This is a genomic window from Flavobacterium sp. GT3P67, from assembly GCF_004349155.1.
Taxonomy (GTDB): Bacteria; Bacteroidota; Bacteroidia; order Flavobacteriales; family Flavobacteriaceae; genus Flavobacterium; species Flavobacterium ranwuense.
Genome location: NZ_SMLF01000006.1, coordinates 146,481 through 169,569, shown reverse-complemented (window position 1 = coordinate 169,569; position 23,089 = coordinate 146,481). Strand labels below are relative to the sequence as shown.

Sequence of the window (23,089 nt, the reverse complement as noted above, 5' to 3'; positions counted from 1 at the left end):
AATATTTATTTTCAATGTAGGTAAAGCTATTTCCTCCGGTAGAAAAAATTAGTCGGTTAATAGTGATTATTATTTAAGAATATTAAAAAAAAATTGTTGATTCTAAGGGAAATTATCAATCTGTTAAAGAATAAATAAAGTTAATGAGTATGTTAAAAAATATATATTTTATGAAAAATAAAAATTTTTTGTTTGTAATTGCGCTTTTAGTTTCTACTATAGCTTTTGGTCAAAATGAATTGAAGGTGGGTTACAGGGCACCAAACATTAATATAACAGATTATATTTTAAATACTCCTATTGACAAAGATTTCTCAAACAAACTAATATTATTGGAGTTTTGGGCTACTTGGTGTGGACCATGTTTAGAAGAAGTTCCTAATTTGAATATTTTGCAAAAGAAATTTGAATTCAAAAAAGATTTTGTATTCATATCAATTACTGATGAAAAGCCTGATAAAGTATTAAGGACTTTAAAGAGAATTCCTTTTAATTCAATTGTGGTAAGTGATCAAACAGGAAAAACATTTAAAAATTTTATAGGAGATAAAGATGGTAGCTATAGTATTCCAGCTACCATTTTAATTGATACTAAAGGAATAGTTAAATGGATTGGTACCCCACATGACCTTAATGATTCGATTTTAGAGAAATTTATTAATAACAAAGAATTAAGTGGTTCCGATTATCCAAATATTGATGAACAGTCAGGCCCTATATTTATTAAATCAGGAGAAGAAAAAATCACAGATATCGCTTACAAAATGATATATGATGAAGCATCAATGTATTCCTTTACTTTATTAAATGGAAAAAAAAACGAATTTAGTATGAATGTAAATACTTTAAGAGAGCAAGGCTTGTATTTTGATTTAAACAAAAATTTGATTTCAATTATATCAAATTTATCTAATATTTCCGAGTCGCAAATCATATTACCGGAGAATTTAAAAGAACAAAACTATAGCTTGTTTTATAAAAACAAAAATTTTAACACTGAAAAAGAATCTAAACAAGACGTTAAAATGAACCTCATAAAATCTTTACACCTTACTGAAAACGTGATCCTTAAAAAAACTGATGTTTATGTTTTTAAAGTACAAAACAAAAATAAACTTGAAGAAATTATAAATGAAACAGAAGTAAAAAATGGGTTTAATGGTACCCATTTCCTTTTTTCAAATCTTGGTATGGATGATGCTATAAAAAGTATTGGTCTTTACTATAAAGTAATAGTAAAAAATAAAACTAACCTTAATGGGAAGTATGATTTTATCTTAAAAAATAATTCGTTAGAGGATATGAAAAAAGATTTAGAGATTTATGGTTTATCACTTGAAAAACTTACTGAAGATATTGAATTTTATAAATATGAATAATTTGCATCACTGTAAAATTTACAAAACTGTTGAATATTTTAGGTTTTAATTCCTAAAATCTTCAGGTTACTAATAATCAATAAATATTTACAAATAATATTAGCGTTTTAATTTCAAAAATCATTACTGTCAACTAGAAAAATGTGATCAATTTCTGTAATTTGACAATGCACAATTAGTGATTATGCTAAACAAGTTATTAATTTAAATTATTTTCTCTGAAATTTTTATTTATGATCGAAAATTATAATTACCTCTACCAATATTTGCATAAAGAAAAAATTAATATTGATAAAAAAGAATTTGAGTTTCAAATAAAATTTCATCCTGACTATCCATCTTTTTTGGCTCTTGTAGATACTTTGTCCTTCCTGAATATAGATAATGATGCTATCCGTTTACCTAGTTCCGAAATCGAATTGCTGCCCGAGCGTTTTATGGCTTTTCTTAAAGAAGAAAATAACATACCACGACTTTCGTTTATTGAAAAAAAGGGGAAGGAATATATTCAAATACAAGATAAAACAACTTTTATCATGTCTCAACAAGAAATTGAAGCAAGATGGGAAAGCATAGTACTTTTGGTCGAAAAATCAGAAGTAGAGAGAACTAAATCTAGCAATAAATTATCATGGATATTTGCTTTATCTTTTTTAATAACTTTTACATTGGTTTTGTTTGGGCTAGAGGGAAGCTTGCAAACCAAATTATTTTTTTTATTTCCTATATTAGGAATGTTGTTTTCTATTGCAGCTTTAAAAGATTTATTTGATACACAACAAAATGAATTATTAAATAGCTTTTGCAATATGACAAGCTCTACAAGTTGCTCTGCGGTAGTAGGCTCTGTTAAGTGGAAAATTTTTGAAATAATTAATTTTAGTGACCTGAGTTTAGTTTTTTTTACCTCTCAATTTCTGGGATTTCTAGTTTTCTTGTTTTCTGGAGATGTGATCGGTTACTTTATAATTCAGAAAATTGTGCTTTTATCGTCAATTCCTGTGTTGTTATTGTCAGTTTATTATCAAAGATTTATTGAGAATAAATGGTGTCCAATATGTTTGGCTATTATCGCAGTTATTTTTTTAGAATTGGGTTATGTAATTATTTTTCAAAATTCATATTTTGCTATTTCTTCCCAGATAATAGTTGTTTTTGCATTCATTTTTGTGTCAATTGTATTTACTTGGTTGGCTTTCAAGAAATTACTTATTAGGCAAAAAGATTTGAAAGAAGGTCAACTAAAAGCGATTCGTTTTGAACGAAATTATTCGATATTCAAAAATTCCTTATTGGCAAAACAAAAGGTTCAACTACCAAAAAGTTTAATACTACTTGGTAATAAAGAAAGTAATACTATAATTACACTTATTTCAAGTCCTTTTTGTGGACATTGTAAAGGTTCTCATGAAATTATTGAGGGAATTTTAGAAAAACATCACAACAATATTTTGATACAAGTAATTCTAAAAACAAATCTTGAAACAGAGAGTGAAGAAGGAAAAGAATTGTGCAGAAACTTGATGTTCATATATAAGTATCATGGCGAAGAAGCTTTTTTGACGGCTTTAAGAAGCTGGTTTGATAACATAAGTCTTAATGAATGGTTTGATTTGTATCGTACAAATTTAACATTGGAATTTGATATAATGTTTGATAATCAACACAAATGGTGTGAAGAAAATGAATATAATTTCACACCATCTATTTTTGTTAATGGATACGAATATCCAAAAGTTTACGATAGAAGTAATTTGCCTTTTTATATTAATGAATTGGTCGAAGATAAATTTTAAGATGAAAAAAATAATAATTCTTACGTTTTATTTTGGTGAATCGCCGTGGTACCTAGATTATTTTATTCAGTCGTGTATTGCCAATAAGGATGTTGATTTTGTTTTTTTTACAGATATAAAAGGAATAGCGGTAAATCATCAAAACATTAAAATTATTGAAATTAGTTTTAATGATTTTAAATTGATAATTGGGAATCATTTTAGTTTTGATCTAGATATTGAGCAGCCGATTAAATTATGTGACATACGCCCGTCTTTTGGCGAAGTTTTTCCTTCTCTAATGCAAAGTATTATAGATGTTAGGATTCAAAATCAGACATTCATTTTATCTATTTAGTCCTTTTTTATTAAGAAAATTATCTTTAAACTAATTATATGATGTAGCCATTATTGATTAAAGTTTTACTGGGTTATGGTGCAAAATCTATCTTATAAGGCAGTGATTTAACCATTTTGATACGAGAAATGATGCTTAATGTAAAATTATTATAATTAAGACGCATACCGTAGCTAAAATTGTTTTTGATATAGTTAAGAAAGTCCGACCTAAAGGACTTATAATAAAAAATGACATTACGCCTGAAAAATTACAGCAAGCTGTGTATGAAATACTGCTGGACAATCAATACCAAAGTCCAACAGTTAAAAGCTGTATAAATGAAATATGGAAAAAAGAAATAATGATTGAAGATGCCAATCGTCAAATTCTTTTGTATTTATCAAAAGGATTCAAAATAAAGGAGTTGGATGGTATCATATGTCTAACAACAAGCGCTATCCAAAAGCGCATTATCCGTATGAAAAAAGTCTTTGAGGTAACAGATGACACGGGTCTGGTTAAAGAAGCCATCTAACAAGGGTTTATTTAAAAATTCATTTTTTAACATAGTTTACTTAAAAAGAACACCTTTTGTTAAAGATTAATATATTTCTATTTTGCTTTATCATTTATACATAAATTCGCTTTCGAAAGACTTTTGCTTTTAATAAAAACAATTGCATAGATAAGTAGAAACTAGATTATGAATTAAAAGAAAAAACAATTAGCATATTTTGAAATCACAAATTACCAATAAATATTTAAAGTTATCAAACTATACCATTGATATAGAAAATTTTGAATTGCAACTCCAAACACACCCGGATTACCCAAGTATTAAGTCTATTACAGACACTTTTGATTATTTTAATATTGAAAATTTAGTTGCAAAAGTACCTAAGGAGGCGTTAGAAAAATTGCCTAAATATTTTATTGCACTATTAAAAAAAGATCATGATTCAAAACTGTTTTTAGCTGAAAAAAAGAAAAACAGGATGACAGTAACTGACGAAAATTTAAATAAGCAAACGTTGAATTTTGATGATTTTAAAGAAAGTTGGGACGGAACAATTATAGCCATTGAAGATAATAAACTGGAGAGTGATATATCGAGTTCATCTAATTTTAAAAAAATAGGTTTTTTAGTTTTTAGCATTATTACGTTAATCAATTTATTTAACTTTGATAAGATTGAAGTGTTTATTTACAATACCCTTTCATTAGTTGGATTTTTCATCAGTTATTTTATTGTTGAAGAAGCATTTGGCATTCACAATAAAACTGTAGCTAAAGTTTGCGAGACCGTTTCAAAAGCCAATGGTTGTAGCGGTGTTATCAATCATAAAAAGGGTAAATTATTCAATACAATTTCTTTAAGTGATGCTTCGATTGTTTATTTCATAATTAATCTTTTAACGCTCATTGGTACTGGATTTAGTTTTAGTGTGCTCTTCTGTATCTCAGTTTTTAGTATTCCAATTGTTTTAATTACACTTTATTATCAGGCATTTATTTTAAAACAATGGTGCGCTTTATGTTTGGGCATTTCAATTGTTTTGATAATGCAATTTCTTGTTTTGTGGGTAGCTTTTGAAGGATTATATTTTGACATTAATTTCCTATTGAAATACTTATTTACTACTTTTTTGGTTGTTACTGTTTGGTACAATCTAAAACGACTATGGGCCCAAAACTCAAAATTAGCTTCGGTGGAAATAGAATTTTTAAAGTTCAAACGCAATAAAGAGTTGTTTGATACTTTGCTAATAAAGCAAGAACTAATTAACAACAAATTAATTGCAAAAGAAAATAAAATTGTTTTTGGTTCAGACAATCCTTTATTGACTATAGATGCAGTTACTAACCCGTTATGTGGTTTTTGTGTTGCGTCATTTCAAACATATTTTAAACTACTAAAGACTCACAAAGATGTTCAAATAAATTTTGTATTTAACGTACCTTTTGAAGACATTAACAATACTGCCACTCAAATTGTAGTTACTGTATTGGATATATATTTGAACAACAGTAAAGAAAGAGCTTTAGATGCATTAAATGATTGGTATGAAGAAAGGTCATTCAATAAATGGCAAGGCTATTATAAAATATCGAAAAATATTGATGACAACATATTGACTATACTAAAAGAACATCAAAATTGGTTACAAATAAATAGCATAAAACATACCCCTGCTACTTTTGTAGATAATTACTATTTCCCAGCAGAATATAATATAAATGATTTGTTGCTGTTCGTGGACGATATGTTATTGGAACCGAAAGAAATCGTTTTAGAAACAATATAAAAAACACCAAACGCGCTAGCTACGTACAAAATATTCTTGCAAGAATAGACACAAACTCAAGTGTCTTTAAATGTTTGAGCAAAATTAATTACAAATTTTTTATTTTATGTTAAAAAACATTTTAAATTTAGAAGGTGTTGCTGTTTTAAGTAAAGTGCAACAAAAAAGCATTAACGGTGGAGTGGATGCTAGTTTAGAAGCAGATTCTGGAAGTTGCTGTGTTACGGTTGTTGGAAATGTATCTACAGATAGGCAATGCGGTATGAGTAAAAGTGAAGCCATTTCAGAGGCAAACACAGTTGCAAGTTGGGGTGGAGTTCGCGCATACTGGTGTTGTGCATCATGTTAATTAAATAAGGATTGAGCCTATCACATTGGTAGGCTCTATTAAAACCAAAATAATATGCGTAAAGTATCTGTATTGAATAAGGTAAAAATGATGGCAAATATATTCTTAAATATTAAATTGATACCCATACTTGTCTTTTTATCAGTCACTTCTTTAGATCTAGTATATAGTCAAAATATAGTCGTTAAATATGTCGGTTCTTCGAGTAATTCAATTAATCTAAGATATAATTACAGGGAATTAAGCGATAATTATACAGTTTTGAATAAGGACAATAGATATTTAGTTATAAAGTCTAATAAAGAACAAACCATAATGTGTGATGATGCAATAAGAAGCACATTAATATATGCACAGCCCAACGACACAATTGAAATAGATCTAAATAAAAAAGGCTTGATTACTTATAGCAGCAAAAATTCGGTTTATCGAAAAATCGAGTCTGAATTTATAAATTCCTGCTATGAAAAATACGGGCCAGCTAAAGATCTCTTGTCCAAAAAAAGATGGCTTCTGAACCATAAACAAATTAATCCAGGTGACTTTTTGGATGAAAATTATTATCAGGAAATACAATTATTAGATAAGTACCACAAAGACGATCTCATTTCAAATCAATTTTATAAGTATTTTAAGTCTTTATATTGGAGTTTATCAATTATAAATAAAATTCAAAATCCAAAAAAAGTACACGGTACATTTTTAGAAATAAACAACAGTTTGAAGAATTCGGACTATTTGACAAATATTCCCGAATACCGCATAGTTTTGTTAAACTACACACTTAGTTTGATGAAAAAATTAAAGATTAAGAATGATTTATTTAATACCCTTCAGTTTATTTCAGCAAAATTTTCTAATCAAAGTGTTATAGATTGTCTATTATATAACAGAATGAAATTTTGTTTGCTTTATCAGAATGTAAAAATTGATAAAAAGTCTATAGCGCTATTTCAAAATAAATGCAAAAACACGCTGTTCGTTGAAGAAATAAGTAAGGATCTAAGTACGGATAAAAAGTCTGTGATTTTGAATGATATTTTAAAAAAATACGATGGAAAGCTAGTTTTCGTAGATTTCTGGGCATCTTGGTGTGCGCCATGTAGAGCAGAGTTTCCTTATGAAAAAAAGCTCATGGAGATGTACCCTAAATTATCATTTGCATTTATTTCTACTGATAAAAGCAGGACCTCATGGGAAAAAGCTTCGCAAGAATATCCCGATATACTTAATCAGGATAATAATTTTTTTTTAGGGACAACATCAGGAGATGCATTGCTAAAAGAAATTAATGTTTCAAGTATACCTCGTTATATTTTGGTTAGCAAGGAAGGTAAAATTATTAACGCTGATGCACCACGCCCTTCAAATCCAAAGCTTAAAATTCTCATTGAGGAATCTTTAAACAAATAGTAAATTAAAAACACCTATCTTTTGGGCTACACAAATTAAAAAAAACAATTACAGATGTATATCTTTTAAATAATTTAAAACAAATTCAGTATCAATGATGTTCTGTCTCAATATAAAGGCAAAGTTTTTTATATTACTTTTTGGGCAAGCTGTCCCCCCATGTCTTTCTGCTATGCCTTCATGAAGAAAGTTAAGAGAAGAATATAAAAACAAAAATGTTGTTTTATATACTTATATATTGATAATGATTTCGAGAAATGGCAAATTACATCTAAAAAAGAAGAGTTGTCTTTTAGTAAAAAAAAAAATATTAGCCCTGAATTACCCATACGCATTATTTAATAAAGAACTCCAATTGAAAACAATTCCAATATATTTTATTTATTATAAAGAAGGAAAATTAACTCCTAAAAATGCATTTAGTCCAGATAGTAATGAAATTAGACTTGAATTAAACAAATATTTGAAAGAATAATTTATGTCTAAAATTTTCCCGAACTATAAACAAGCCGACTATAAAGACTGTGGTCCTACCTGCCTGAAAATTATTGCTAAGTATTACGGCAAAGCAATAAATATTCAAGCTCTAAGAGATTTCAGTGAAACCACTCGCGAAGGCAGTAATTTGTTATTTATAAGCGATGCAGCCGAAAAAATAGGATTCAGAACATTGGGCGTAAAACTTAATGCAGTAAGATTAAATGAAGTGCCATTGCCTTGCATATTGCATTGGAATAAAGAGCATTACGTGGTTTTGTATAAAATAAAAAAAGGCAGTTATTATATTTCAGATCCTGGATTTGGATTAATAGAATACAACCAGAAAGATTTTGTGAAATTCTGGATTGGAAATAATGCCAATGAAACTACCGAGGAAGGCATTGCTTTATTAATTGAAGCTACACCAAAATTCTTTCAATCTGAATTCGATGCAGCAGACAAAAAAGGATTAGGTTTTGGATTATTGTCTCAATATGTATTGCGATACAAATCATTTTTAATGCAGTTAAGTGTTGGTTTGCTTGCCAGTAGTCTGTTGCAGCTTATTTTTCCTTTTCTTACGCAGAGTATTGTAGATGTTGGGATTCAAAATCAAAATATTCATTTTATTTATTTAATTCTGTTTGCGCAATTATTTCTTTTTGCGGGAAGAACGGGATTGGAACTCATACGAAGCTGGATATTGCTCCATCTTTCGACACGAATCAACATCTCCCTGATTTCAGATTTCTTCATTAAATTAATGAACTTGCCCATTTCGTTCTTCGATGTGCGAATGACAGGCGATATCATGCAACGAATCAACGATCATCATCGTGTAGAACGCATACTTACCACTTCATCATTAAACGTATTGTTCTCGGTGATCAATATGTTTATTATGGGAGGAGTTTTAGCATATTACAACCTTCAGATTTTCTTCGTGTTTTTTACCGGAAGCTTATTGTATTTCGGTTGGATTACTATGTTTTTAAAAAGAAGAGAGGCACTGGATTACAAACGATTTTCCGAAGTTTCCCAAGAACAAAGCAAAGTTATGGAACTCATCAACGGGATGCAGGAAATAAAATTGCATAATGCCGAGAAGCAAAAACGTTGGGGATGGGAATACGTCCAAGCGAGATTATTCCGGGTTTCTATAAAAGGTCTGGTTCTGGAGCAGACACAAACCATTGGATCGTCTGTAATTAACGAACTAAAAAATATTTTCATAATTTTCCTTTCGGCAAAATTGGTTATCGATGGTCAAATTACTTTAGGTATGATGATGGCAATAAGTTCAATAGTTGGTAGTTTGAACGGTCCTATTGCACAACTTATCGAATTTGTTCGGGAGGTGCAAGATGCTAAAATATCACTAGCTAGACTATCTGAGATTCATGAAAAAGAAGATGAAGCACAGCAAGAAGTGCATCAAACTCATGAGATTCCAAAGGATAGTGATATTGTAATTGAAAATCTTTCTTATCGTTATTTGGGGTCAGATATTCCAGTACTGGAAAATTTGAATTTGACTATTCCTGCTCATAAAGTAACAGCAATTGTAGGAGTTAGTGGTAGCGGAAAAACTACCTTGATGAAACTGTTGCTTAAATTTTACGAGCCAGATAAAGGAGAAGTTAACATTGGCAATACACAACTTAAAAACATTGCCCAAAAGGCTTGGCGCGCTAATATTGGTGCAGTTATGCAAGAAGGTTTTATTTTTAATGATACCATTGCTAATAATATTGCCGTTGGAGTTGATAGTATCAATAAAGAGCGATTGGTTTATGCTGCCGATGTTGCTAATATAAAAGAATATATTTCGGGTGTGCCATTAGGCTACAACACAAAAATTGGTTCTGAAGGCTTGGGGATGAGTACGGGGCAAAAACAAAGACTATTGATTGCCAGAGCGGTGTATAAGAATCCTGAAATGTTATTTTTTGATGAAGCGACTTCCGCATTGGATGCAAATAATGAAAAAGAAATTATGGGGAAATTAGATATTTTCTTTAAAAATAAAACCGTGGTAGTGATTGCGCATCGATTAAGCACAGTAATGAATGCAGATCAAATTGTTGTTTTGGATAAAGGAAAGATTATTGAAATGGGAAGCCATTCTGCTTTAGTTGAACAAAAAGGAAATTATTTTGAATTGGTTAGAAATCAATTGCAATTAGGAAATTAATAATATGACTGAAAATAATACGACATTCGAATTGAGAAGCGAAGAGGTTCAAGATATTCTTACACGTGTTCCGCATTGGATGATCCGTTGGGGAACAGTTTTGATTTTTGGAATTATCTTGATGCTTTTTTTTGTTTCTTGGTTTGTTAAATATCCGGACGTTATAACAACACAAGTTACGATAACCACAAATATTCCCCCTGAAAAGTTGGTAGCGAAAACTTCTGGTAGAATTGAAGCAATTTTAATAACTGACAAGACCAAAGTCATAGCAAATACACCTTTGGCGATAATAGAAAATCCTGCTAATTATAAAGATGTTTATGTATTGAAAAATATCATGGATACAATAAATATTAATTCCAAAAAAAGTAATTTTCCTTTTGGGTTATTAAGAAATGCACAATTGGGTGATATTGAGAGTGCTTTTTCAACCTTTCATGCAGCCTACATTGCTGATGAACTTAATTCGGATTTGCATCCTTACCAAATTGAAAATAAGGCTAATAATTCAGAAAGTATTCAGATTAGAGTGCGTTTAGACCTTTTAAAACAGCAAAAGAACATAAACGAATCTGAATTGCAGCTTCAGATGAATGATGTGAATCGCTTTGAAATTTTATTTAATAAAGGAGTAGTGTCTGCACAAGATTTTGAAAATAAGAAATTAGGATATCTTCAAGCTGAGAAGAATTATAAAAGCCTTTTGAGTAGTATTTCACAATTAAAATCATCCTTAATTAGTAATAACAGAAATAGCGAAGGCACTAAAATTAGCGGAACTAAAGAGGAAGTTAATTTAAAAAATAACAAAATTCAATCTTTTTATCAACTAAAGAAAGTAATAAAAGACTGGGAATTGACTTATGTATTAAAGTCATCTGTCGCAGGTAAAGTTTCATTTTTACAAATTTGGACAGAGAATCAAACTATAAATGCGGGTGACAAGGTTTTTTCTATAATTCCTGCAATAGAAAAAGGATATGTTGGGAAATTGAAAGCACCTGCGTTGAATTCAGGAAAAATAAAAATAGGTCAAGATGTTAATATTCGATTGGCTAATTTTCCTGATAGCCAATTCGGTACGTTGAATGGTAAAATCGATAATATTTCATTAACGCCAGATAAGGATGGAAATCTACTAATTGATGTATCCTTGCCGCAAAAACTAGAAACTTCCTATCATAAAATAATTCCGTTTCAGCAAGAAATGAGTGGGAGTGCTGAAATTGTTACAGAAGATTTGCGTTTGGTCGAACGATTATTATATCAGTTTCGTGATGTTTTTAAGAGGTAGCTAACTCTATAATTTTAAATCTGATTTTTTTTTTGTATTTGGTTTATCTAGCAAAACTAATGTTTCTTTTCAATTTTAATAAGGACAGTATATTAAGATATTTTTATTACTACTATTCGAATTTAACATAGTTTACCTATAAAAGACATCATTTGTTAAAGGTTAGTGATGAAGTTTTTTTATTCTTTTTTGAGTCGCTATTTTCGAATAATTAATTTAAAATTAATTATTTATGAATAAAATTATCTTTCTTATAGCTATAATTATGGCATTTTTTTTTATTGAAGTTATCAAATTAAATATCACACAAACTAAAAGCCTTTCTCTATTTCAACAAGAATTTCGTAAGGGAAGAATAGCTTGCTGAATCAATAAATTTATTTTATTACAGAAGTGATTGTAAAAAGTTATCTAGAAATTGTAGATAGCTGGTTTTGTCTGAATATGTACAACCCTCGATGTAGCTGTCGGCGGTTTTTTTATGTTTAGTACTTTACATTTAAAATTTTAACATTTTTTACTGTAAAACTACCTCATTTGTTAAAGTAGATTGGAGTTGTTTTTTTATTGTTTTTCAAGTGGTTACTTTCGTTTCTGAATTCATAATACTTCATAGTAAAACATCACTAAAAATAACTTAAAATGAAAAAAATTATCTACATAATGCTATTGTTAAGTGTTACTTTCAGTAAAGCCCAAAACAACAAAATTACGTTTGATTATGATGCAGCCGGTAATCAAATAAAAAGGGATCTGTGTTTAAATTGTACAAACGCCAATTATAAAACCACAAACTCAAAAGAAGTAACTGCCCTCAAAGAAGAAGATTTACAAAAATTTTTTCCTGAAGATGTCATCTCCTATTATCCCAATCCCGTAAAAGAAGAATTGTATCTTAAATGGGAACTTATAGAAGGCAATCTAGTTACTTCTATACAGGTATATGGTTTGAGTGGGCAATTGCTAAAGTCATATTCTGGACTAGAGAAAAATAATGCTCAAAACATTCCTTTTCAAACATACCCATCAGGAACATATTTAATTGTTTTGTCTTACACCTACGGGGAACAAAAAAACATTAAAATCATTAAGCAATAGCATATCAAGAATTTTTACTTTAACCTACTATTTGTGGGATTCTCTTTTTTTGTTTCTGTACAAGATTTAGAAGGAACACCTGTGCAAGGTTTGAAGCCTATAAAAAGAACGACAAATCCACTAGAAAAAATATCGAATACTACGGGAGTCGAGTTAATCAAACCGCTAAAATACTGCCTGCTTCGGCTATAACTCCGACAGGAACATCTACTGAAGTAGGAATAACCGAAGGACAACTATCAGTTTCACTCACCGGAGGAGCCAGCTACAGCATTCCTAGTGCGGTGCCATCAGGAATCAGTGAGGTTGTTCCACAAGTAATTTTAACTTACAACAGTCAAGGAGGCATTTTGCTTTGAAACGTTAGTATATTAGGTCTCCATTTAAGAGAATTCTATTCTGTTTGTAATTATTTAATTTGAACCCTAGTTTAGGGCAGTTCTTTCTTAATTTTCCCTATAAAATAGGAGGTAGGCATCCCGGTTTTGGTCAAAAAAGCATTAGCAAAACGTTGTGTACTGCTGAAACCCGCTTCTTCAGCTAATGCCTTGTTAGTATAATTCCTTATTTTTTTATCTGTTTTTAGTAATGAAATTAGATATTCAATCTTTAGATCATTCAGATAATCTACAAATTTTTTTCCTCTATAATGGTAGATTATCTTCGATAGATATTTAGTGTTAGATTCAAAAGCTGCGGTAAGTTTTACTAATGTTAAATCTTTTTCCAGAAATTTTTTATCCTTTTCAAATTTTTCCAGTTGTTTCAAAAGTAATGACACGGTATCTTCATTGATATCGCGTAATCCTTTCTTTATATTTTTGTTTTCAACTTTAGGAACCTGGCTTTTTTTCATAAGCTCGTCAAATTTTTGTTTATACAAACGTTTGTTTCTAATATGTCTATAGATGAGTAAAAGGAGGACAAAAAATAAAATTGTGATGATTGTCATAAATATGTAGTCATTGTACTTTCTTTTATCGAGTTGGTTTGTAATATGTATTTTTTCCGAAAGAATTTCTTTAGTATCATATTCTTTATGAATTTTACCGGATAAGTATTCGTATTTATAGTCCAAAATACTGTCCGCTTTAAGTAACTTTTCAATGTAATGCAGTTGGGCGTTCAGATTATTTTGAGACTTATAATACTTTATTATTAATTCGTAGTTTTCCAGGAGATCAGGGCGAATATAACTTTTAGCATCAAAAATCCCATCTACTTTTCTAAAGTACGGTAAGGCTATTTTAGGTTTTTTAAGTGCCCAGTAACTTTTTCCAATATAAAAATAGCCTACAGATTCATTTGCGAAATCTTCGTTCTCCCGAATGGCAGGTAGCGAATAGGTTATTTTTTTAATAGCCGTTGCATAATTGTTTTTGAAATATTGATTTACCCCTTCTGAGTGAAAAAAATAGGACTCCATCTCAAGATTGTCCAGTCTTTTTCCTTCTGCAATACCTTCCTCATTTGCTTCTGAGCACAGACCATAGTTACCAATTTTGTTGTAACATAGCCCCAATAGATGGATGGAATTTAGGTATGCTCTACTATTTTTATCCTTAAAATAAGTGATGCACTCCTTAAAGAGTGATATCGCTTCATCATAAAATCTGAGATAGTATTTTATATTGGCAATATTATATTTCGCTTTATACAGTAAATAACTATCGTTAGTTTGAGAAATGAAAGTATTGGCAAGAAGGTAATTGTCTAATGCATAATTATGTTTTTTCTGAGCATAGTATACAATTCCTTTCGAAAGATACGAAGAGCCAATTAAAGCGTTATCCTTTGATTTTTTTGCTGTATAAATCATGCTGTCCGCATACACAAGTTTTAAATGATCAGGGGAGTAGTGAACGTAATTTTTATAACCGTTCACGATTTCTTCTGTATTCTTTTCAAATAGAGCTTTAGATAAAAATGATTTAAGATATAGTGATTGCTTCACCTTGTTTTTTTCTAAATCTTCAACGCGCTCAAATAGATAATCGTAACTTTTATTTCGAAGTGTATCGGGGATTATAAATGAATTTTGTTGCGCAAAAATCGCCTTCCCTAAGCATAGAAATAGGAGTAATAGATATTTTTTAATCATAGGTTAAGTAAAATGGAGAACAATTTTTCTCTACAAAATCATTTTTCGGCATGGGACAATGCTTTACAAAAATGTCTTGGATGCTTTTGCAAGAAATTACCTCAAATATAAGCTAAACAATTGATAATGATGAATTTTTAACAGAAAACAGGTTGTGGATTTCATGAAAATCCATACGGTAAATCGTGGAAACCCACAAGCAATGTGTTGCGAGGTCGAAATTCGACTTCTAGATTTGCCTTGAATTCAAAAGCAAAAATATTTAGCATCGTGCTAGATTAAAGTTCTGCTTACCCGGGTGAAATGAACTGACGAATAAAGTACTCAGTGCCATTTAACACATTTAAATCATGAAAAATATTTCATTATGCTTCGTTATTTTACCATTACTAATTATTTCCTGTACTTCTGACAGTATTGATGTTATTGACCGTTCAGAGAATAAAGTTATCACTAAGAAATCAGAGAAATCGGCCCGTAGAGAACAGAACGTGACCCCAGATAATCCAGCAAACGATTATGATATGGTCGGTAAGTTACACAATGAGCTATTGGATACTTATTTTGCGGGTAACTATCAGTACAGTACGATTCCTCAAATCAGTGAGCAGATAGAAGTTATAACTGCAGCGAATAATAATCCTGCTCTTTTAAATTTAGGAACAAATATACCCTTGAATCTTGAAGAGATGCAAGCGATTGTAAACAATCCCGAGGCTACACTGGAGCAAATTATTGCAAACTCATCTATGACAACTGATGCAAAAATTAGTCTTTCTAGTTTTATGGACGCTATAATTTTATGGAAAAATGAGGAATACGGAACAATTTACCAATCCATAATTTCTTTTGAATCAAGCGTGATTGATAATTCTCAATTTAACATCGAGGACAAGAGGATAATCTTAACGTCATCTTCCATAGTAAGGCATTCGCTTTACTATGCTAAGGAGCGTAAAGATAAAGATTGGGAAACCTCTGTAGGAAACCGTATCGGTGGAGTGAGCGGCGCTATTGATCAATCGCTTACGTCGGTTAAAAAGGCATTAATAATAGGTATTAGTCAAAATAATGTTGTAACAGATTAGTAATGGATAGAATGCTATTGATTGAAAAGAAAATAATAGACTCATTTTGTGTTTTCCTCATAATTTTCAATTTAGTAGACCTTTATTTCATCGTAGACTTATTGAGCTACGATGAAATAATTGGTTACCTCACAAACGGAGAGGAGAAAAGCTGCAGTCCACGGAATTTAGCATTTCTGTTTTTTTTGACTACTGTTTCAAATTTATTGTTTATAACAGTCGTGTTGTTAGTGAAACAATTTTCTAAAAATGCGATAAAATAGATGAAGTAAAATATAAGGTAATCGTAGCAATCTATATATAGTGTAATAATCTAGCAAAAATATTATTTTGGTATATAAAAATTCAAAATATAGACCCTCAGGATTGGATGTTCACATTGAAGAAATGCTGACCTCTAACATTCAATTTCAGGAATTACTTAAAGAGGACTGCTTTTCTATACTGATTGTAAACTCGGGTTCTTTAGGTATTCTGATAAGAGATGCAGCGATTCATCTAGACGTAAATGAACTTATTTTGATTCCACAAAAGAGTTATTGTAAAATTTTGAGTTCGAGTAATCAATTTCGGATTTCCTTGGTATCATTTAGTGCTGCATTTATTTTTGAAAATAGTATCAGACGACCATTTGTCGGGTATTTTGAATTTTTTGTTACAAAAGCGCCCACTAAGGTTTTTCTCAAAAGTAAAGATGTACTACTATTGCTTGATCTTTTTAAATTGATAGATAGTAAACGAAGAAGTTCAGACAAACATATTTTTAAAAATGAAGTACTGCTTTTTAGTTTTAATCTTTTGCTATATGAATTAGCAGCGCTGTATTTCAGGTACTCCCGAGAAATTAAAATAAAGTATTCCAGAAAAGAAATAATTGTCATGCAATTTTTTAGCAGTTTAGAAATTAATTGTAGGCAGCAACATAGTGTAAAATTCTATGCCGAATCTTTATTTATTACAACAGGTCACCTTACTAAAATGGTTAAGGAAGTAACTGAAAAAACTACTAAACAATTTATTGAGGAAGCTCTTGTTTTAGAGGCAAAGATCTTGCTCCAAAACGAAGATTTAACCATTTTACATATTATGGAAGAATTACAATTTAGCAATGTTTCATTTTTTAGCAATTTTTTTAAAAAATATACTTCCATTTCCCCAACAGAATATCGTTTAAAGTTCAATATCTATTGAATGGTATGAAATATAGGTTCTAAATATTTTATAGATATTAATTAGAGTGCTTTTGATAATAAGTCAAAAGTGCTATTTAGTAAATAAAAGTAAGAAGTATGAATCAGACATATCTTTTAGAATGGCTAGATTTACTGGTAACTTGTACCCTAAATCCAAGTAAAACGGATGTTAATGCATTAACAGAAGTACAGTCAAAAGCGATTATTGAAAAAACAATAGAGCAAACATTATTTATTCAGTCCCAATTCAAGATTAAAGTTTTCTCACTTAATAAGGAAAAACAAATTAAGATTATCGTTGAGAATTATCATTCCTCCTTAATAATTTTCTTAGATAATGCTATTGAAAGAAGTCATCATGTGGATTTTGAAAGATTTGATTTGAAGCAAGTAATACATACATTAATTTCATGTTTTGATGAATTGTTGTCATTTTTAGAAACACGATTCTCCAGTTATTTAAGCTTAGATATGCTAGTACCGGCGACCTATTTGGTTGTATCAAAAAAGAAACTCAGACATAAAATTGATAAATTGCAAAATAGTGCAACTTTTACAGTGAACAATCAAAAGGCTACGGGAATACTTTTTAATAATTTGTACTCTTTTGTGAACTCCAAAAGAAATAAAAAAGTCACCTTCCGACAAGTGCTTTACCGGAAGCAATTGATCAAAGAATTGGAGTTACTAAACTTTCTTGATAATAAAGACCTCAACAGTTCTAAATTAGATGAGATTCTAATTTATATGAACTTTAATAGCAGGTCATTCATAAACTATTTTACGCAGTGCGTGGTTGACAAAATAAACTGTTTCGACAGTCTAACCGGAAAAATGGAAAATCTGTTATTGTATTTTAAGGAATTCAATCAGATTCATGGAAAGGACGGGGTAATTTTAAATTCGCATCATCAAGATTTAAAAACAGTCCTCAGTGATTGGTTTAAACATGAAATAATTTATTTGGAGAAGAAGTTCCTTTTTCCGGCTGCTACGCTACGAGATATAGATAAGAATCAACATAACTATGTTGCAATTGATGCGACTAAAGACAAAGTTTTATGTAAGCTCTCCACAGACCAAACGGCATTGATATTACGGGCTTCTAATGAATTAAATATTCTCATTGCCAAATCAATGAATCATGTATTTAAAACAATAGTCCCTTTCTTATCAACGCCTCACAAGGTAGACCTTTCTTACGACGCTATGCGCAGTAAATCATATGTGGCAGAAGATCGAGATAAGAAAATCGTAATTGAAACATTAGAACGCATGATTACGCGAATAAAAGAATATTAATTGATACCAATACATTTAAAATTTACAAGATGAAAAAGCTTAGTTACATTTTAATTATTGCAATCATCACAGTGATTGGTTGTACTACTGAAACTTTAAAAGACAAAACGGTTATCGAACTTATTAGAAAAGAGTATCACTATCCTCGGATTATAGATTATGATATTTATTGTAGTGATCCGGAACATGCTCAAAAGGTACTCAAGTCTGGACTTGAAGAAAAAGGAATGGTCACCGTGAAGCGTACTCAAGAACTAAAGGATATTGGAAGCCCTCTAATCTACTTTACAGATGCAGCAAAGCCTTATTTCTTAATTACTTCTGAAGATGATAAAAAAAGTGACATTCAAAAAGTAAAGATTGCAGATGAGGAATTTGGTAAAATTGAGGATATTAAAATTTGGAATTCAGGCAAAATGGCAATTGTAACGTTTAGTTCGGTGCGAAAGAATACTATTTTTGGGGAATTATTGAGGAAAGCTTCACCAATTATAAAGCAACATAAAGCCTATTTTTTGTTAACACAAAACGGATGGCAGATTATGGATCAGTCGGATGTTGATTTATTGCTCCTTAACTACTGATTTAGATTATTTCTAGAAGATGGAGTAGACGAAGATAAGTTTTCTTTTTCGTTGCATATTTGTTTCCATTAAATTAGTTCTTAAACCTCCATATCGGAGGTTTTTTTTATTTCATGTATTTTTTTATTTTTTTTTACTTGATTTTGCTGAGGGTACAGTGGGAACAACAGGGGTACAACAAAAAGTTGGACTTGTGAGGTTTTGTATCCTATCGTTTCTTTGGACTGTAATGATGAACATCCCGGATTTGGAATACGTTTCAATTATCCGAGTAGTAAGAACTAATGTAGAACGATAAAAATGAAGAGCGTATGTTTACAAACATTTCATGGGGCAATTATGTATTTGTAGTTTTACTATTAATAGCAAGTTGGTATTTATTTGTTGGATTGCAATTTTACTTTGCAGAAGTTAAAAGTATCGTAGCAGGCAAACGGAAGTTTCAATTCCGAATTTTTTCGGAGGTTCCATCTAATTTCGGATATCAGGATTCTTATGATAGCCTTCCATCGCAATCTCAAGCAACAGAATTCGACCAAACGTTTCAGGATGTAGAGAATCTAGTAGAAAAATTGAAAAACCTTGCAGGAGATGCATTGCGAAGAAAACTACCCAAAAAGGAATTCATGTATTATCTGAGTTTGGTTTTCAATGAATTTCCGACTGTAAAAAACTCGCCTTTTCGATCTTCAATATGCGAACTAGTAGTCTCGGAATGTGACAAACTGGAATTGATTCATGTAACGCAACAGGAAGTGGAAGTGTTATGGGATACATAAATTAAAATTCTATTGCGGAGGAATTACCCCTGTTTGCTCTTATGCGGTATGGCTTTATGTGACAGGAAAAAGAGTTCATTAACAGCGGTATTCCTCTGCTTTTTAGTACTTAAAATAAAACTTTAAAAATGATATCTTATGAAAAATCGAGGGAGGGAATTAAAGAAGTTTAGAGTAGCAAAAATACGATTTGTTTTTGTTGTGCTGCTATTGTTTGTTGGTTATGCTGCTGCTCATGCTCAAGATGGGGTTGCTGGTATTAACGAAGCCAATGAAAAGGTAAGAAGCTATTTTGATGCAGGAACAGAACTAATGTATGCCGTTGGTGCGCTACTGGGTTTAATTGGCGCTGTAAAGGTCTATCAAAAATGGAATGCTGGTGATCCTGACACTGGAAAAGTGGCCGCCGCCTGGTTTGGAAGTTGTGTTTTTTTAGTAGTGGTAGCTACGGTTATCAAATCTTTCTTTGGGGTTTAGTAGAATGAGTATGTTACCTCAATGTATTAAAGAAGGAACTATTTAACGAAATAACAGCATGGAAAACAGTGTATATCAAATCAATAAAGGCATTAATCAGAGCATTGAATTCAAAGGTCTTAAAGCACAATATATCTGGTATTTAGGCGGGGGTGTTATTGCTTTACTGTGCCTGTTTGCTGTGTTGTACATCATTGGTTTACCATCGTTGCTCTGTGTCGGTATCGTTGGTACTTCAGGAACAGTATTGGTTCTCAAAGTGTATAGGATGAGTCATAAATACGGTGAACATGGAATGATGAAAGCTTTAGCTAAAAGGCAGGTGCCAAAAGTGGTCAGAACGCAAAGCAGGAAAATTTTCAAAATGGAAAAATAAAATTATTTCAAAAATTACGAATTGGTAAATAGAGATGAAGATGGAAAAGAGGATAGATGATATTTTACCGATTATGGATGTGGAACACGATTGTATTCTATCCAAACAGGGTGATGTAACCGTTGTGTTTAAGGCTGAGTTACCAGAGATATTCACCTTGTCCAACCAAGAGTATGAGGCGTTTCACCAAGCTTGGCTTAAGGCTGTCAAATTGCTTCCAAAGTTTTGCGTGTTTCATAAGCAAGACTGGTTTATTGATAGCAAGTATCAAGCAGATTTTACAAATGAGGACACAAGTTTCCTTACTCGTAGTAGTGAGCGGTTTTTTAACGAGCGCCCTTTTTTGGATCATTCGTGCTACATTTTACTGACTAAAAAACCAGCAGGAAGGAAAACATCCAGTTCTTTATTCTCTAATTTAGTTAGGAGTTCGATTGTTCCTGAAGTAACATTAAAAGCGCAGTTGCGACAGGAGTTTATAGATAATACGGGACAATTTAGACGAATCTTAGAAGATAGTGGTTTCATAAAATTAACCCGTCTGGGAAATGACGAACTCAGAAGTCAGCGCCGAAAGATTGGCGTGATCGAGCGTTACTGTTCGCTTTCTGAAAAGGAAGACTCTTTTGTTTATAAAGATATCGTTTTCCATGACGGTCTGCAGGTTGGTGATAAACATTGTCAAATGTATACGCTAGGAGATGCAGCGGATCTTCCGGCTCTCTGTGGTTCGAGAATCAACTACGATCGATACTCTACAGACAAGACCAAATTCAGTATCGGCTTTGCATCCACATTAGGACAGTTGCTTTCCTGCAATCATATCTACAACCAGTATATTTTCATTGAGAATGCTCAAAAAACACTGCAGAAGCTAGAGAGTAAAAGATTGCGCTTGCAGTCCTTATCGGCATACAGCAGGGAAAATTTGATTGCTCGCGATGCGACCAATGATTTTTTAAATGAAGCAATCGGTCAGCAACGCTTACCCGTTAAGGCGCACTTTAATGTCTTAGCATGGACAGCGGATAGAGAAGAACTGAAGACTATAAAAAATAAAGTTTCATCAGCATTGGCGCAAATAGACTCCGCCGCTAAGCAGGAAACAGTTGGAGCCGCTCAAATATATTGGGCAGGAATTCCGGGTAATGCAGCTGATTTTCCAATGAATGACACTTTTGATACGTTTGCGGAACAGGCGGTGTGCTTCCTGAATATGGAAACCGGATACCGTTCCTCACTCAGCCCAACTGGAATTCGTTTGGGCGACCGTTTGACTGGGAAGCCAGTACATGTTGATATCAGCGATGAGCCCATACAAATGGGAATTTGCACCAATAGAAACAAGTTTATACTTGGACCTTCGGGAAGTGGAAAATCATTTTTCACCAACCATATGGTGAGAAGTTATTACGAACAAGGAACTCATATTGTAATCGTGGATGTTGGACACAGTTATAAGGGATTGTGTGACATGGTGGATGGGTATTATTTCACTTATGATGAAAAGAATCCTATCCGTTTCAATCCTTTTTACATTAGTGAAGGCGATACGCTGGATACAGAGAAAAAGGAAAGTATTAAAACCTTATTGCTGGCGCTGTGGAAAAAAGACAATGAAACTTTTAACCGAAGCGAATATGTAGCCCTGTCCAATGCGTTACAATTGTATTATGAAAAATTGGAGGCAGACAAAGCACTTTTTCCGTGTTTTGATAGTTTTTACGAATTCTTAAAAACTGATTTTGTTACAGTACTAGAAGTAGATAAGGTGAAGGAAAAAGATTTTGATGTAACTAATTTTCTATATGTGTTGCGTCCGTATTACAAAGGCGGAGAGTTTGATTACCTGCTCAATGCCACTGAAAATTTGGAGCTAATGAAAGAGCGTTTTATTGTGTTCGAATTAGATAACATCAAGGATCATCCGATACTATTTCCAGTGGTTACCATTATTATCATGGAGGTGTTTATCAGTAAAATGCGCAAGCTTAAGGGGATTCGAAAAATGATATTAATAGAAGAAGCTTGGAAAGCTATTGCTAAAGAAGGTATGGCTGAGTATATAAAGTATTTATTTAAGACCGTTAGAAAATTTTACGGAGAAGCTATAGTGGTTACACAGGAAGTAGAGGACATTATTTCATCGCCGGTGGTCAAGCAGGCAATCATTAATAACAGCGATTGCAAAATATTGCTGGACCAAAGTAAATACCAAAATAAATTCGACCAAATTCAGGAACTTTTGGGACTTACGGAGAAAGAAAAAGCATTAGTACTTTCGGTCAACAAAGCAAATGATCCAGATAAAAAATACAAAGAAGTTTTTATTTCGTTGGGAGGCATGCTCTCTAAAGTCTATCGGACAGAAGTATCCCTTGAAGAGTATTTAGCGTATACAACTGAAGAAACAGAAAAAATGAAAGTGCAAGCTTATGCCAAGAAATTCGATGGTGATATAAAAAAAGGGATTGCGGCACTGGCGAATGATTTGCGTCAAAGACAATGACAGAAAAAACGAAGTTGCAGTTTTAAATACTTGACAAACACTAAAATTA

General features: G+C 31.5%; 19 protein-coding genes. 18 read left to right on the top strand and 1 reads right to left on the bottom strand.

Features of this window, described 5'->3' with window-relative positions:
* Nucleotides 1–170: 170 nt before the first annotated feature.
* The 10 genes from E0H99_RS11320 (at nt 171) to E0H99_RS11275 (ending at nt 12,631) form a co-directional block, all read left to right on the top strand.
* On the top strand, nt 171–1,379 hold the full coding sequence (locus E0H99_RS11320; protein WP_165930291.1) for a TlpA family protein disulfide reductase: 1,209 nt from the start codon (nt 171–173) through the stop codon (nt 1,377–1,379).
* Nucleotides 1,380–1,612: 233 nt separating this feature from the next.
* The gene (locus E0H99_RS11315) at nt 1,613–3,175 is read left to right on the top strand and encodes a vitamin K epoxide reductase family protein (protein WP_131995398.1); all 1,563 of its coding nucleotides are present in this window, start codon (nt 1,613–1,615) and stop codon (nt 3,173–3,175) included.
* A 1-nt stretch (nt 3,176) separates the two neighbouring features.
* Entirely contained in the window at nt 3,177–3,512 is a 336-nt protein-coding gene (locus tag E0H99_RS11310; protein WP_131995395.1) for a DUF6625 family protein, read from the top strand.
* A 262-nt stretch (nt 3,513–3,774) separates the two neighbouring features.
* Complete coding sequence (locus tag E0H99_RS11305; protein ID WP_131995392.1) at nt 3,775–4,029, top strand: hypothetical protein; 255 nt, start codon at nt 3,775–3,777, stop codon at nt 4,027–4,029.
* A gap of 199 nt (nt 4,030–4,228) precedes the next feature.
* Nucleotides 4,229–5,800 (top strand): vitamin K epoxide reductase family protein, encoded by a 1,572-nt coding sequence (locus E0H99_RS11300; protein ID WP_131995389.1) that lies wholly within the window; start codon nt 4,229–4,231, stop codon nt 5,798–5,800.
* 106 nt (nt 5,801–5,906) lie between these two features.
* On the top strand, nt 5,907–6,149 hold the full coding sequence (locus E0H99_RS11295) for a hypothetical protein (RefSeq protein ID WP_131995386.1): 243 nt from the start codon (nt 5,907–5,909) through the stop codon (nt 6,147–6,149).
* Between the two features lie 54 nt (nt 6,150–6,203).
* On the top strand, nt 6,204–7,562 hold the full coding sequence (locus tag E0H99_RS11290; RefSeq protein ID WP_131995383.1) for a TlpA family protein disulfide reductase: 1,359 nt from the start codon (nt 6,204–6,206) through the stop codon (nt 7,560–7,562).
* Between the two features lie 478 nt (nt 7,563–8,040).
* Nucleotides 8,041–10,236 carry a peptidase domain-containing ABC transporter gene (locus tag E0H99_RS11285; RefSeq protein ID WP_131995380.1) on the top strand — a complete coding sequence of 732 codons (2,196 nt, stop codon included), beginning with the start codon at nt 8,041–8,043 and terminating at the stop codon, nt 10,234–10,236.
* 4 nt (nt 10,237–10,240) lie between these two features.
* The gene (locus E0H99_RS11280) at nt 10,241–11,533 is read left to right on the top strand and encodes an HlyD family secretion protein (protein ID WP_131995377.1); all 1,293 of its coding nucleotides are present in this window, start codon (nt 10,241–10,243) and stop codon (nt 11,531–11,533) included.
* A 642-nt stretch (nt 11,534–12,175) separates the two neighbouring features.
* On the top strand, nt 12,176–12,631 hold the full coding sequence (locus tag E0H99_RS11275) for a T9SS type A sorting domain-containing protein (protein WP_131995374.1): 456 nt from the start codon (nt 12,176–12,178) through the stop codon (nt 12,629–12,631).
* Between the two features lie 430 nt (nt 12,632–13,061).
* Here the strand turns inward: E0H99_RS11275 and E0H99_RS11270 are convergent, their stop codons facing one another.
* Complete coding sequence (locus E0H99_RS11270; protein WP_131995371.1) at nt 13,062–14,732, bottom strand: AraC family transcriptional regulator; 1,671 nt, start codon at nt 14,730–14,732, stop codon at nt 13,062–13,064.
* Between the two features lie 350 nt (nt 14,733–15,082).
* On the opposite strand from E0H99_RS11270, the gene E0H99_RS11265 reads away from it, so the two are divergent.
* The 8 genes from E0H99_RS11265 to E0H99_RS11230 all read left to right on the top strand — a co-directional run bounded on the left by E0H99_RS11265 (nt 15,083) and on the right by E0H99_RS11230 (nt 23,040).
* A complete protein-coding gene (locus E0H99_RS11265) occupies nt 15,083–15,820 on the top strand; it encodes a hypothetical protein (protein ID WP_131995368.1) in 738 nt (245 codons plus the stop codon).
* 330 nt (nt 15,821–16,150) lie between these two features.
* On the top strand, nt 16,151–17,011 hold the full coding sequence (locus E0H99_RS11260; protein ID WP_131995365.1) for a helix-turn-helix domain-containing protein: 861 nt from the start codon (nt 16,151–16,153) through the stop codon (nt 17,009–17,011).
* A gap of 98 nt (nt 17,012–17,109) precedes the next feature.
* Complete coding sequence (locus E0H99_RS11255) at nt 17,110–18,315, top strand: hypothetical protein (RefSeq protein WP_131995362.1); 1,206 nt, start codon at nt 17,110–17,112, stop codon at nt 18,313–18,315.
* A 29-nt stretch (nt 18,316–18,344) separates the two neighbouring features.
* Nucleotides 18,345–18,899: a hypothetical protein gene (locus E0H99_RS11250; RefSeq protein WP_131995359.1), complete on the top strand. Its 555-nt coding sequence runs from the start codon at nt 18,345–18,347 to the stop codon at nt 18,897–18,899.
* A gap of 311 nt (nt 18,900–19,210) precedes the next feature.
* Nucleotides 19,211–19,678, top strand: a complete 468-nt coding sequence (locus E0H99_RS11245) for a hypothetical protein (RefSeq protein WP_131995356.1) — start codon at nt 19,211–19,213, stop codon at nt 19,676–19,678.
* A 138-nt stretch (nt 19,679–19,816) separates the two neighbouring features.
* Nucleotides 19,817–20,155 (top strand): DUF4134 domain-containing protein, encoded by a 339-nt coding sequence (locus E0H99_RS11240; protein ID WP_131995353.1) that lies wholly within the window; start codon nt 19,817–19,819, stop codon nt 20,153–20,155.
* A gap of 58 nt (nt 20,156–20,213) precedes the next feature.
* Nucleotides 20,214–20,531 carry a DUF4133 domain-containing protein gene (locus E0H99_RS11235; RefSeq protein ID WP_131995350.1) on the top strand — a complete coding sequence of 106 codons (318 nt, stop codon included), beginning with the start codon at nt 20,214–20,216 and terminating at the stop codon, nt 20,529–20,531.
* A gap of 40 nt (nt 20,532–20,571) precedes the next feature.
* Nucleotides 20,572–23,040, top strand: coding sequence for a TraG family conjugative transposon ATPase (locus E0H99_RS11230; RefSeq protein WP_131995347.1), 2,469 nt, complete (start codon nt 20,572–20,574; stop codon nt 23,038–23,040).
* Nucleotides 23,041–23,089 lie beyond the last annotated feature (49 nt).